Annotated in this window: 13 protein-coding genes and 1 tRNA gene; 10 read left to right on the forward strand and 4 right to left on the reverse strand. The window is 62.7% G+C overall.

What is annotated here, in order from left to right; translation table 11 throughout:
* Window positions 1-10: 10 nt before the first annotated feature.
* A tRNA-Met gene (locus tag DFR52_RS21655) sits at window positions 11-87 on the forward strand.
* Window positions 88-477: 390 nt separating this feature from the next.
* Window positions 478-1,140 (forward strand): MBL fold metallo-hydrolase, encoded by a 663-nt coding sequence (locus tag DFR52_RS21660; RefSeq protein ID WP_158285017.1) that lies wholly within the window; start codon window positions 478-480, stop codon window positions 1,138-1,140.
* On the opposite strand, the gene DFR52_RS21665 is transcribed toward DFR52_RS21660, so the two are convergent.
* The gene (locus DFR52_RS21665; RefSeq protein WP_146215652.1) at window positions 1,137-2,150 is read right to left on the reverse strand and encodes a cytochrome P450 family protein; all 1,014 of its coding nucleotides are present in this window, start codon (window positions 2,148-2,150) and stop codon (window positions 1,137-1,139) included. The genes DFR52_RS21660 and DFR52_RS21665 overlap by 4 nt on opposite strands.
* Before the next feature lie 165 nt (window positions 2,151-2,315).
* On the opposite strand from DFR52_RS21665, the gene DFR52_RS21670 reads away from it, so the two are divergent.
* From DFR52_RS21670 to DFR52_RS21695, 6 genes are all read left to right on the forward strand, one after another.
* Complete coding sequence (locus tag DFR52_RS21670) at window positions 2,316-3,392, forward strand: DUF3419 family protein (RefSeq protein WP_158285018.1); 1,077 nt, start codon at window positions 2,316-2,318, stop codon at window positions 3,390-3,392.
* A gap of 15 nt (window positions 3,393-3,407) precedes the next feature.
* A complete protein-coding gene (locus tag DFR52_RS21675) occupies window positions 3,408-3,656 on the forward strand; it encodes an acyl carrier protein (RefSeq protein ID WP_110034150.1) in 249 nt (82 codons plus the stop codon).
* The gene (locus tag DFR52_RS21680; RefSeq protein ID WP_110034152.1) at window positions 3,657-4,409 is read left to right on the forward strand and encodes a class-II aminoacyl-tRNA synthetase family protein; all 753 of its coding nucleotides are present in this window, start codon (window positions 3,657-3,659) and stop codon (window positions 4,407-4,409) included.
* A complete protein-coding gene (gene dapF / locus DFR52_RS21685; RefSeq protein ID WP_210205894.1) occupies window positions 4,406-5,248 on the forward strand; it encodes a diaminopimelate epimerase in 843 nt (280 codons plus the stop codon). The genes DFR52_RS21680 and dapF overlap by 4 nt, the downstream gene beginning before the upstream one ends.
* 119 nt (window positions 5,249-5,367) lie before the next feature.
* Window positions 5,368-5,961, forward strand: coding sequence for a LysE family translocator (locus DFR52_RS21690; RefSeq protein ID WP_110034153.1), 594 nt, complete (start codon window positions 5,368-5,370; stop codon window positions 5,959-5,961).
* A gap of 13 nt (window positions 5,962-5,974) precedes the next feature.
* Entirely contained in the window at window positions 5,975-6,856 is an 882-nt protein-coding gene (locus DFR52_RS21695) for an aminotransferase class IV (protein WP_110034154.1), read from the forward strand.
* Between the two features lie 353 nt (window positions 6,857-7,209).
* On the opposite strand, the gene DFR52_RS21705 is transcribed toward DFR52_RS21695, so the two are convergent.
* From DFR52_RS21705 to DFR52_RS21715, 3 genes are read right to left on the reverse strand one after another with little or no spacing between them, the layout of a single operon-like run.
* Window positions 7,210-8,688 carry an NAD-dependent succinate-semialdehyde dehydrogenase gene (locus DFR52_RS21705; RefSeq protein ID WP_110034157.1) on the reverse strand — a complete coding sequence of 493 codons (1,479 nt, stop codon included), beginning with the start codon at window positions 8,686-8,688 and terminating at the stop codon, window positions 7,210-7,212.
* A gap of 1 nt (window position 8,689) precedes the next feature.
* Complete coding sequence (locus tag DFR52_RS21710) at window positions 8,690-9,940, reverse strand: iron-containing alcohol dehydrogenase (RefSeq protein WP_110034159.1); 1,251 nt, start codon at window positions 9,938-9,940, stop codon at window positions 8,690-8,692.
* A 22-nt stretch (window positions 9,941-9,962) separates the two neighbouring features.
* On the reverse strand, window positions 9,963-10,967 hold the full coding sequence (locus DFR52_RS21715; RefSeq protein WP_245415446.1) for an Ldh family oxidoreductase: 1,005 nt from the start codon (window positions 10,965-10,967) through the stop codon (window positions 9,963-9,965).
* 77 nt (window positions 10,968-11,044) lie between these two features.
* Here DFR52_RS21715 and DFR52_RS21720 point away from each other — a divergent pair, with 77 nt between their 5' ends.
* Window positions 11,045-11,743: a GntR family transcriptional regulator gene (locus DFR52_RS21720; RefSeq protein WP_110034160.1), complete on the forward strand. Its 699-nt coding sequence runs from the start codon at window positions 11,045-11,047 to the stop codon at window positions 11,741-11,743.
* A 264-nt stretch (window positions 11,744-12,007) separates the two neighbouring features.
* The gene (locus tag DFR52_RS21725) at window positions 12,008-12,808 is read left to right on the forward strand and encodes an HpcH/HpaI aldolase family protein (protein WP_245415447.1); all 801 of its coding nucleotides are present in this window, start codon (window positions 12,008-12,010) and stop codon (window positions 12,806-12,808) included.
* Window positions 12,809-12,941 lie beyond the last annotated feature (133 nt).

Consider the following 12,941-nt stretch of genomic DNA (forward strand, 5'->3'; position numbering starts at 1 on the left):
CCTGGCTTGTCGCGGGGTGGAGCAGCCCGGTAGCTCGTCAGGCTCATAACCTGAAGGTCGCAGGTTCAAATCCTGCCCCCGCAACCAAATCAATCCAAAACCGCTCCCGCAAACCGGGGGCGGTTTTTGCGTTCAGGCGCCAAAGCACGCCCGGAACGCCGCATGCAGACAACTGCTGCGATGTCGCCAATCAGCCTGCGATCCCAAGGCCTTCCCGTCAGCCTGCCGCCCTCCCCAGCCTCCTGAATGGCGCGATACCGTTCCTCCGTCTTGGGGCGCGCGCGTGGCCGTAAGCCGTGCCGTGAATTGGTCGCGGAGCAGGAGTTGGTCGATCGGTATCCACCGGCACGCAGGCGACGGCTTCTCAGTCAGTTCGATCTGTCTTGACAGGTTTTCCCGTTGCGCGAGTATCACGCATTGCCGCCTTCGTTCTATTTCGCAGACGATCGCCCTTTGGACATCTCAAAGAGCCGAACCGTGTACGCCATCTCGATCCTCCGGCTGGGGCCGGCCCATTTTCAGAATCTGGTCTACATCGTTTACGATGTGCGGACGAGGCATGCAGTCATCGTCGATCCTGCGTGGGACGAGCCGGCGATCACTGCCGCCTGTCATTCGCTCGGGCTAACGCTCCGCGGCATCCTTGTGACCCATTCGCATAGCGACCATGTCAGCGCGTTGACCGGATGCATCGGCGAACGGTCTGTCCCTGTGCTGATGTCGCGGAGTGAGGCCGAAAGAATTGGTTTGGCCGCCTCGTCCTTTCTGGATGTTCAGAACGCGGCCGAATACCGCCTCGGCAGCTTGCGGGTCAAAGCGATAATGACTCCCGGCCATACGTCCGGTTCGATATGTTATCTGACCGATCAGGCCTTGTTCACCGGCGATACCCTCTTCATTGAGGGATGCGGCGACTGTTCTTCGGAGGAGGGGTCTGTCCACGATATGTGGGAATCCATCCAGCGTCTCAAGGCTTGCATAGACGGAGACGTTCTCGTCTATCCGGGACACCAGTACGAAAGCGGGCCCGGCGCCCGATTTTCATCGCTGCTCGAGAACAACATCTATTTGAGAATGAAGAACAGGGACACGTTTGCCGCCTTTGCAGGCAGGAAGAGCCTCAGAGGCGAAAACGGCTAGGACGAGATCTTCTCCCGATGAACAGGGCATCTTGAGATCGACGTGCAGGTCGTGTGGCGGAAGGTTACCGGCCGCTGCACTCCCTCTGCCGATTCCATTGTGAAATCTCCGGGCACGAAGGTCATCAGTTTTTCCAGGTAGAGCTTCAACTCAGCCTTGGCGAGATTGCTTCCAGGACAACGGTGCCTGCCACGCCCCCAGACTAGATGATTGTCAGCCGTCAGCCGGGATGACTCACCCCGGGCATTCTCGTTTCGGTGCGATTTCATGATGTCGACATGCACGATGTCGCCCCGGCTGATCTCGATGTCCGCGAGCTTCATGTCTTTCGAACAATGGCGGGTTGCCAGCCCGAGGGGAACATCGTCGATCAAGATCCGCAGGATTGCTCCATCCATCCCGTGGTCGGCAATGAGCCGTTCAAGCTCCTGATGCCGGCTATGCCAAACGCCGCACAGGATCTTCATGGCTATGCCGGTTGTTTCCACGGCGCCGATGAGAAGGAGCGAAAGCTCGTTGATCCTATCCTTTGCAGAGGGCAATTCCCGGAAGATGTCACATGCCCGTTCGAATTTGGGATCATGCGCATAGGCAAAGGCGGCCTTGCTGGCTTCCGTGTGGATGCCGTCTTCGAAATAGGTGACGATCGCCTTGATGTTCTGGTGATGGACCAGGGGATCGGTGTCCGGCAGGTTCATAAGCCTCAGCAGGATCCTGTTCGGAATGAAGGAGGTGGTCAGCAGGAGGTCATTGCGCTCCTCAGCCAGTCGGAAGCCCTCCACCATCGACGTTTCGATGATCTCCCGGTATTTTCGCTCGACATTGGTCCTGCTGAAGGCGCTCCGCCAGATTCGCTTGGACTCCAGGTGATAGGGGCGTTCGGTGTCCAGCGCCGTGGCGCCGAGGATTTGGCGCGACAGACGCACCGGATAATCAGCCCGGAATACCGGATTGTCGAGCACGAGGCACCCTTCGTGAAAGTCGTTAATATAGATTACCTTGTTCCTCACCGCGTGCTCCTCCTATCGTAGATCGCATCTATCTGAGCCGATTTATCTATTCCATACGTCAAGATGAATATTGGATTGGATACGATTGATGTTTGTCAGAATACCATTTATTGTATATATCGCCATTACAAAATTGGTTTGCTGAGCTGCCTGCAGGGGGTTCTTTTGACCGAGATATATTTTTCGCAGATCAAGGAGGATTCGTGGGTCGAGAAAGACCTGCTCTCCACCCACCCGAGCAGGCGGATCGTTGCCATCGGTTCTGGCGGATGCACGGCGTTCTCCCTGCTTGTGGACGATGTGGAGCGCCTGTACGCGGTGGATGCAAATCCGGCGCAATGCGCACTGATTGACCTGAAGAAGGCTGCCATCCGGGCGCTCTGCCGGGAAGACTACCTGTCCTTTGTGGGGGAAGGGGACCGGATCGATCGCATGGAAGTCTATCGACGTCTTGTCGCCGACCTCCCGAGTTATGCGGCAGCGTTCTGGAACAGGCATCCCGGCAGAATTATCAAGGGCATCAACTATTCCGGAATGACCGAACGCTTCTATCGCTTCATCGGCGATAATCTCCGATTGAACGTATGTTCTCCGGGCGCTTTGCAGGAACTGCTTGGCTGTGATGACGTGAATGAGCAAAGGGCACTTTATGCCCGAAGCGTCAGGACGGAGAGCTGGCTGCTGGCTCTCCGCCTCATGTTCAGCAGGACCTCCCATGTTCCGTTCTATCCCGGCTTCTGGTTTACCGGACGGGAAGAGACCATGTTTTCTGACTTCTTCATCGAACGCTTCGAGCACGAGATCGAAACGCGTCCGTTGCGGGGCAACTACTTCTTCTCGCAACTGATGTTCGGCACATTCGTCTTCGACGAACCCCGCGGCGTGCCGCCCTATATGTCGGCGGAACACTATGATGTCACGCGGCGCAACATCGACAAGCTGACGGTCGAGAACAAGCCGTTGCAGCATCTTATGATGGGGCTCGATGAAATCGACGGCTTCTATTTTTCCAATGTCTTTGACTGGGGCAAGGACAAGGACGCGGCCGACGTGTGCCGAGGCATCCTGCATTGCAAGGCACAAGGCACGGCACGTTTCTTCTTCAGGAACATGTATCGCCCGACGTCTCTGCCCGACTTCTTTGCCGAGCGCTTCGATCGGAACGAGGAGCAGTCCCTGATCTCCTTCGCCAAGGAGCGCTCCATGCTCTACCGCCATGCCACGACCGGAACGATCAACTGACAAGGGGGCAGTCGGATGAAATCAACGACTTTTTCACAGGACATGCTGGCTTACATTGCAGGAAATTCCGCCGTTCCGAACATGCATTTCGATGAAGCCACGGACCTGATCGAGACTGGCATCATCGACAGCTTCTCGATTATGTCTCTTCTGGCCTTCATTGCGGAAAAGACAGGCGTCAGGGTCGAACTCGAGGATCTCGTGCTTGATACGATCCGTTCCGTCAGGGCCATGAACGAATCATTCAATCTGGGCGCTTCCTAGATGATCGGGCAGCACTCATTCTGCGTGACGCCGGCGCAGGAAGCGCTTTTCGATAGCGAACTGTCCAAGCTGGCGTGCTTTCGCAATGCCACGGCCGTTCGGCTGTCGCCTCTGCTCTCGGAGGAGTTCGTTCTTGCCGCCAATTACATGAAGTCGTTCCCGCAGCATGCTTTTCGGGTCACGAACGGTCTGCACGAAGACTCCGGCTACCTGCTTTCGCCCACATGCTGCTATCCGGTGTTCTCGCACCTGAGCGGCCAGACGGTGACGCAAGGACGCATCTTTACCCACAAGAACCAGTGCTACCGCCGTGAGGACTACATCAGGATCGGCGAGCGGCAGTCCGCATTCCTCATGCGCGAATATATTGCCTTCAATCCGGATCTCGAGCTCATAAGAGCCTGGATAGACGACGTGAAGCTTCGCGTCAGCGGTCTTCTGGAACGGTTCGGATTGGCACCGTCGCTGGATGTGGCAAGCGATCCCTTCTTCAATCCTGATGATTACAAGCACAAGATCCAGAAAGCGGAGAGGCTGAAGACGGAGTTCGTCATCGACGGGCTGGCCATCGGATCCGTCAACCTCCACTTACGCTCGTTTACCAACGCATGTTCGATTCGGGATCCGCAGGGACAACCGCCCCATAGCGCTTGCTTCGGGCTTGGTTATGACCGGCTTGCGCATGTCCTGAACAAACATGGATCCGGCGAAGTGGCGCTCGGCGAGGAAGCTGGCCGGGAGGCGGACGCTTGAACCAAAACACCCGGCCTGCGGCCCTTTCCCGGTCGAGCGGCGTACCGTTCATCAAGATGCACGGGGCCGGCAACGACTTCGTGGTGATCGACAGCCGCGGTTGCGTGCATGACGTTCAACGCGAACTCGTCGTGTTGATGGGCGATCGGCGACGCGGCGTGGGATTCGACCAGTTGGCCGAGCTTCTGGACTCTGACGCTACCGGCGTCGATCTTCGACTGCGCTTCTGGAATGCGGACGGCAGCCTGGCGGAGGCTTGTGGCAATGCCACCAGATGTGTGGCCTCGCTGCTATTCGAAGAGGACGCTTCGCGTGCCGGGCTGAAGATCCAGACACCGCGCGGCATTCTATCGGCAGAAAGGCGCGAGGACCAGATCTGGGTGGATATGGGCGCGCCGCTGTTCGGCTGGGAGGAGATTCCGTTGGCCCGGCCCCTCGATGCGCGCGCCTTGCCGATTGCCGGTCAGCCGGATGCGGTCAGCATCGGCAATCCCCATTGCGTCTTCTTCGTTGAGGATGCCGACTGCGCCAGAGTGGAGGAACTCGGCCCGTTGATGGAAAACGACGGCTTGTTTCCCGCCAGAACCAATGTCGAATTCGTCAGCCTTGTCTCGGAGAATGTGCTGAGGATGCGGGTATGGGAGCGCGGGACAGGGGTTACCCTTGCCTGCGGATCTGGTGCCTGTGCGGCAGCTGTCTGTGCCTATCATCGTGGACTGACGGATCACAGGACCAAGCTGCTGGTGGATGGAGGCGAACTGGAAGTCGATTGGTGTCATGACAGCCTGTGGTTGACGGGGCCGGTATGCAAGGTCTTTTCCGGCATGTTTCTCCCATGATGTTTCAAAGTGGAGCCGATGCGCCGTGACGACGGCCGCCGGTTCGACAAGACACTTACCAGCAGCCGGCGGACAGACAGCAACAGGAGGCGGACATTTCGATCAATTTCCTTGCGCTCATGGGTGTGACGCTGGTTGCGACAATCAGCCCCGGACCCGGGACCATGACAATCGCCAACGCCTCCATGCAGAACGGCAGGCCGTTCGGGCTGGCGACGGCGAGCGGCATCCTGACGGGATCAGTCCTGTGGTCCTGCGGGGCGGCTTTTGGACTGGCTGCGATCATGGCGGCCAGTCCATGGACGTTCGAGCTGATGCGCTATGTCGGCGCCAGCTATCTCCTCTATCTGGCCTTCAAGGCCGCCCGGTCGGTTTTCGCAGAGGTGGCTGCCGGGCGTGATGTGCGAGGCAGACGATCGCTGAAGGCCGCCTATCTGCAAGGCATTGCCATTCACCTCACCAATCCGAAGGTCATCTTGTCATTCGGATCGGTCTATTCGGTCTTCACGCCTCCCGGTACAGACGTCGGCACGCTGTTGCTCGCGGTGCTCTTTCTCGGTCTGCAGAGTGCGACCGTCTTCTTCGCCTATGCCATTCTGTTCTCGATCAAGGGTGTGGTGGGCTTCTACAAGCGCATGTACCGCTGGTTCGAAGGCGCGTTCGGCCTGGTTTACGCAGCCGCGGGCCTTGCTCTCTTCCTCCATGCGTTCTGAAGGACAGACGTTCATGCTGGCAGACCCAGGTCAAGACAATCGGCAGGTTTACGTGAACGGCGCCTTTGTGCCGGCGGGCGAGGCGACGATTTCCGTCTTCGACCGAGGTTTCCTGATGGCCGACGCGGTGTACGAGGTGACTGCAGTGGTGGGCGGCAAGCTTGTCGACCTGACCTGCCATATGAACCGCCTGCATCAGTCGCTGGAGGCACTTGAGATTCCCGATCCGCATTCGCTGGATGCCTGGAGAGAGCTTCACAGAGCAGTCGTGGCGAGAAACAGCCTCGCCGAAGGCCTGGTTTATGTCCAGGTCAGCAGGGGTTCCACAGGTGAGCGCGACATCGCACGACCTGAAGTGGATCCTTCGCCGACGGTCGTGCTGTTCTCAAGATCAATCCCGGGGTTCATGACTCCGCTGTCCATGCACACCGGCCTGAAGATCATGTCCGTTCCCGATCTTCGCTGGGGCCGCTGCGACATCAAGAGCGTGCAACTCATCTACACCTCCATGGCCAAGCTGATCGCCAAGAGGTCGGGGGTCAACGATGTCTGGTATGTGGACAATGGCATCGTGACGGAGGGGACATCGCACAATGCGGGCATCGTGGTCGGACGCGAGATCATCACGCATCCCGCCGACGCCGGCATCTTGCCCGGCGTCACCAGGGCGGCCTTGATCCGGCTCGCTCGGGAAGAGGGGTATCAGGTCAGTGAGCGAGGCTTTGCGCTGGAGGAGGCCTATGCCGCTTCCGAGGCTTTTGCCACCGCAGCGATGTCCTATTTCCTGCCGATCGTGCAAATTGACGGCCGGCGAATCGGGACTGGCACACCGGGAGAGACCGTCCGCAAGCTCAGGAGGATCTACGCGGAAGAGGCGTTGAGACATGCCGAATGAGGTGGGAACGCGGCTTCGATCATTGCCGGGAGGACCTTGGCCACCTCCTCGACGGCACCGCTGCGGTCAACGCGAAACCTGAAGCTACGGCCCGATCTCCACGGCGATCACCCTGCGGGTAGGCCCTACCCGGGCGCGGCGCCGGTTCGCGGGTTCCATCCTGACCGTCACCAGATCGCGCCGGACAAACGCACAGAGTCTCCCGTTCGGAAGCGGCTTCTTGCGTTCCGGCCCATATCCCGGCTTCATCAAGCCGATCATGCCGCCCATGCCCTTTCCATTCATCCCGACGTCATCGGGCTGGAAGCAATCCCGCGCGACCGCGACCGGGTCGCGATCGCGCGGGTAGGGTGCTACCAGTTGACCGCGATGTACTTGGTCTCGCAGAATTCGAGAATGCCGTGATGGGCGCCCTCGCGGCCGAGGCCGGACTGCTTGACGCCGCCGAAGGGGGCTGCTGGGTCTGACGCCAAGCCCCGGTTGAGTCCGATCATGCCGCTTTCCAGCCGCTCCGAGACGCGGAAGCCACGCCCGAGATCTCGGGTGTAGACATAGGCGATCAGGCCGTATTCCGTGTCGTTGGCGGCCGCGATGACCTCGTCCTCGGTGCCGAACGTGGTAATGGCAGCGATCGGCCCGAAAATCTCCTCGCGGGTGATGGCGGCATCGGCCGCGACATTGCTGATGACGGTGGGCGGGAAGTAGAAGCCGTCGCCCGACTGCTGCCTGCCGCCGGTGCGCAACGTGGCGCCGCGGCTCACGGCTTCATCGACCAGCCCGGAGACGCGCTCGACGGCGTCCCGGTTGATCAGCGGTCCGCACTGCGTCGCCCTGTCATAGCCGGGGCCCACCTTCATGGCGCCCATGCGCTCGGAGAGTTTCACTGAAAAGGCCTCGGCGATCCCCTCCTGCACATAGAAGCGGTTGGCCGCCGTGCAGGCCTCGCCGCCATTGCGCATCTTGGCAATCATCGCGCCTTCGATGGCCGCGTCGAGATCGGCGTCGTCGAAGACGATGAAGGGCGCATTGCCGCCAAGCTCCATCGAGCAGGAGATCACGGTGTCGGCGGCTTCGTGCAGCAGCTTGCGGCCGACCTCTGTCGAGCCGGTGAACGAGAGTTTGCGCACCCGCGGATCATGCAGCATGGCGCTCACGGCAGCACCGGATCGGCTGGTGGTGATGACGTTGACGACTCCGTCCGGAACCCCGGCCTCGGCATAGAGGGCCGCCAGCGCATAGGCCGTCAGCGGCGTCTCGGTGGCGGGCTTGAGCACGCAGGTGCACCCGGCGGCGAGCGCCGGGCCGATCTTGCGCGTGGCCATGGCAGCCGGGAAGTTCCATGGCGTCACCAGCACGGCGACACCGATGGGCTGCTGCTGGACGACGATCCGGTTGGCGCCCGACGGCGCCGTGGCGATCTCGCCGTTGAGCCGCACCGCCTCCTCGGAGAACCAGCGGAAGAACTCGGCCGCGTAGGCGACCTCGCCTTGCGCATCGCTCAGCGCCTTGCCGTTTTCCAGACTGATGAGTTCGGCCAGCATGTCCTTGCGCTCGATCATCAGTTCGAAGCAGCGGCGCAGGATTTCCGAGCGCTTCCGCGGCGCGGTCGCGGCCCAGGCCGGGCCTGCGCGGTGCGCGGCCGCGACGGCCGCCATGGCGTCATCGATACCGGCGTCGGCCACCGAGGTGATGACGGCGCCGGTTGAGGGGTCGATGACGTCGATGCGCTTTCCGGTCGAGCCCTCGACCCACTGGCCGCCGATATGGAGATCGGTCGGCAGCGAGCCGATGTCGAAGCTTATCTGCGAGGCGAATGTCGGTTTGATGGTCATGTCAGTTGGCCTTTCGGTCTGTCCGGGAGGGGCGAAGGCTGGCGCGGTCGCCGCTGAAGGCGGCTGCCACCAGGGTCGCCATGGTGTCGAGTTCGATGGGGCGGGGATTGTTCTTGATCAGCCGTGCCGCGCCCATGGCCTGCTCGGCAATCTGCGGCAGTTGCGAGGACACGACGCCCAGATCGGCGATGGTCTTCGGGATGCCGATGGCGGCGAAAAGCTGCTCGACCGCGTCGATCGTGTCGCCCGCCTGCTCGGTGATCGTCCGCCCGGCTCCGTCGAGGCCCATGGCCTGGCCGATCTCGGCAAGCTCCGTCTCGCAATGCGAGCGGTTGAACTCCATCACATAGGGCATCATGACAGCCACGCCTGCGCCATGCGGCGTGTGGGTGAGCGCGCCGATCGGATATTGAATGGCATGCGCGGCGGCGGTGCCGGCGGTGCCGAAGGCGAGGCCGGCCGCGGTGGCGCCGAGCATCATGCGTTCGCGCGCCTCGCTGTCGCCACCGTTGTCGCAGGCCCGCTTGAGGCTGGCGGCGATGTGGCCGATGGCAAGCAGGGCATAATGATCGCTGAGCGCGTTCTTGCCGAGGAAGACATGGTCGTGGACGATCGTGCCGGTGGGCTGGCGCCGAATGGTGGTGTACGCCTCGATGGCATGGGTCAGCGCATCGGCGCCCGAGACCGCGGTCAGGCCGCGCGGGCAGGACCAGGTCAGTTCCGGATCGCAGATGGCGGTGTGGCAGATGAGGTGCGGGCTGGCGATGCCGACCTTCACCGCCCGGTCCGGATCGGTGACGACCGCCACCGGGGTGACCTCCGAGCCGGTGCCCGAGGTGGTGGGCATCAGGATGAGCGGCAGCACGGGGCCGGGAACCTTGAACTCGCCGTAATAGTCCTGGATCCGGCCGCCATGGGCAAGCAGCAGGGCTGCGACCTTGGCGGCATCGAGACAGCTGCCGCCGCCGATGCCGATGACCAGATCGGCGTCCATCGCCTTGCCCGCCTGCACGGCGGCGGCGATGCACTCGATCGGCAGTTCGGCGATGGTGCCGTCAAAGACGCGGGCCTCGACGCCTGCCTGCCGCACCGCTTCCACCAGCCGGAGAAATTCCGGGTCGGCGCCCAGCCGCTCGTCGGTGACGATCAGGGCGCGACGTCCGAGTGATGCGGCGTAGCCTGCGAGCGCATCGCGCTGGCCGGTTCCGAAGACGAGATTGCGCGGGGTGCGCAGTGTTCCAAACAACGACAAATGATGTCCTCCCGATGTGAAGTTATGCGGCTGCCTTGACGCCGGCAAGGCGCTGGACGGTTTCCCAGACTTCGTCGGCGAGCGGCACGCCGTCGCGGAGCCGCTCGGCGCGGCAGGTCCGCCCGCGCTCGCCCGGGATCATCACGCCGCCGAAGCCGGCGGCCGGTTCCATGGCGCGGATCTCGCTGAGATAGGCCTGCAGGTCGCGGCGCGGTCCCTTGATGACGATGAAGACGTCGCCCTTGTTGCAGATCTCGGTGTCGTCGAGCGTGCCGTGCACCTGCCGGCCGATGGCCGCGCCCGTGAGGCTGCTGACCATGAGCTCGAAGGCAAGCCCGAGCGCGTAGCCCTTGGCGCCGCCAAAAGGCGCGATGGCGCCGGACTTGGCCGCTTCCGCGTCGGTGGTTGGATTGCCATCGGCATCGAGCGCCCAGTGCGTCGGAATGGCTGCCTTGCGGTGCGCGTGATCGTGGATCTCACCCATCGAGACGACGCTGGTGGCGGTGTCCATCATGAAGGGCTCGCCGCCAGTCGGAATGCCGATGGCGACCGGATTGGTGCCGATCATCGCCCGTCGCGCGCCCCAGGGGTGCACGAGCGCCTCGCTGGTCGACAGCGCGATCACGGTGAAACCACGCGCGGCGACGCGCTCGGCGTACCAGCCGAGCATGCCGATGTGGTTGGAATTGGTGATGGCCGCGACCGCCGTGCCGCTGTCCTCGGCCCTTGCCATCAGCGTCTCCAGCGCTGCATTGGCGACCACGGGACCGAGGCCGGTCTCGCCGTCGACGGCCAGGAAGGCCGCGCCGCGCCAGTCCTGCCGGCCGCTGGCGCGCGGGTCGGTGACGCCGTTGCCGATTCGCCGGACGATGCGCTCGAGCCTCAGCAGGCCGTGCGACGGCACGCCCCGCAGATCGGCCTCGACAAGGAGTTCAAGCTGCGTGTCGGCGTGGTCCGGCGGTACGCCGGCGCGTTCGAGCGCTCGCTTTGCCAGCTTTTCTAGAGTAGAAACGTCGATGACAGCCAAGAATAAAATCCGATCGGATATACGATTTGGCGATGACTATGCTGGCAAGTGCATGCCGCGTCAAGGGAGAAGGCCGGATGGCAAGAGAGATCACAGGGGCGGCCGAAGCCGCGGGCGGGCTGCTGCGACGGCCGACGCGGCTCGGCGAGGAGGTCTACGGCGCCATCTATGCCCAGTTGATGTCGCTGAAGATCCCGCCGGGGGGGCGGATCTCGGTCGACAGCCTGGTGCGCGAGTTCGGGGTCTCGCAGACGCCGATCCGCGAGGCGCTCTCGCGGCTCGAGGCCCAGGGGCTGGTGGTCAAGACCCACCTGATCGGCTACAGCGCCGCCGACCAGATCGGCCGCGACCGGCTGCACCAGCTCTATGAGCTGCGACTGCTGCTGGAGCCTTTCGCCGCGCGCCGTGCAGCCATTGCCGTCACTGACGAGACCATCGCTTCGCTCGAGGCCGTGGACCGCGACATGCACGAGAAGAACCACGAGGACGCGCGTCTGGCCTATGGCGAATTCGCCCGCAGCGACGGTGCGTTTCATGACATGATCGCGCTCGTCTCCGGCAATGCCCTGGTGCACGAAACACTTGCCCGGCTGCATGTGCATGTGCATCTGTTCCGGCTGTATTTCCACGCCCGAGCGACCACGGACGCCAACGAGGAGCACGCCCGCATCCTCGCCGCGATGAGGCGCCGCGACCCCGATGGCGCCGAAGAGGCGATGCGCGAGCACATCGAGCGTTCGCGCGCCCGGTTCATGACGATCTTCGACCGCGACTGACCCAACCGCCGGTTCAGCCCGGACGATCGTGCCTGAAGGCGAGACGGGGCGGCGTTGCACAGCGTCGGCGCCCCATGTCAAGCCGCCGTCCAGATGCCCGCGCACCGGGGCTGTCCGACTGTCTTGTCCTGCCATTCCTCCCCGACTCCGCGCTGCGGCCCCGCCGCCGGTCATGCCGGATGCTGCCTATTGACAGCTTTCAAAAAACCCGCAATGTATCGCTTACAAGAAGATTGTTCTGCACAGCGGAACATAGGAGGACGCGTGAACGGATCGGACTTCAGCACTTTCAGGTCGCGCTTCAGAAACGGAGAGCCGCTTTTCGGCACGTTCCTGAAGACCCCGACCACGCATGCCAGCGAGATCATGGGCTCGGTGGGCTTCGATTTCGTCGTCATCGACGAGGAACATGCCCCCTTCAATCCGGAAACCACCGACCAGATGCTGCTGGCGTGCAGGGCATCCGGGGTGGCGGGAATCGTCAGGGTCCGCGGTTCGGAGGCCTGCCACATCCTTCCGGTGCTTGATGGCGGCGCGACAGGCGTGCTCGTCCCGCATGTCGACAGCGTGGCCAAGGCAAAGGCGGTCGTCGATGCCTGCCGCTATGCCACCGGTACCCGCGGTTTTTCCAACACCACGCGCGCTGGCGGCTTCGGCAGGGCGGGCTTCGCCGGGCATGTGTCCGAGCAGGACAACGGCGTCACTGTCATCGCCATGATCGAGGATCCGCACGCCATCGACCTGGTCGACCAGATCCTCGCCGTCGACGGAATTGATGGCGTCTTCATCGGCCGTGGCGATCTGACGATTGCCTACCGGCAGTGGGACGGCGGATCGCCTGCCGTGCGCGAGGCCACCGACACCATTCTGGCCGCCGCCCGCAAGGCCGGAAAGCCGGTCTGCATCCTGGCCGGGTCGCTTGACGATGCCGCCGAGCTCACGGCCAAGGGCGCGTCCGCATTCATCCTCTCCTCCGACCAGGGCCTGATGCGTCAGGCGGCAATCAAGACGCTGGCCGATTTTTCCGAGCGGGTGGCGCAGTCGCTGGAGAAGGCCGATGCCTGACGGGCGCTGCGGGGCCCGACGCGGCAGCACGGCCGCGCCGACTCCATGCGCCAATGTCGCATCATCCGAATGCCGCGGCAGGACCGCGGCGCTGATCACACGCCGATGCGCTGCGGAGCGGCGGCAGGAAGGA

The sequence above is a fragment of the Hoeflea marina genome (genome assembly GCF_003182275.1).
Classification (GTDB): domain Bacteria; phylum Pseudomonadota; class Alphaproteobacteria; order Rhizobiales; family Rhizobiaceae; genus Hoeflea; species Hoeflea marina.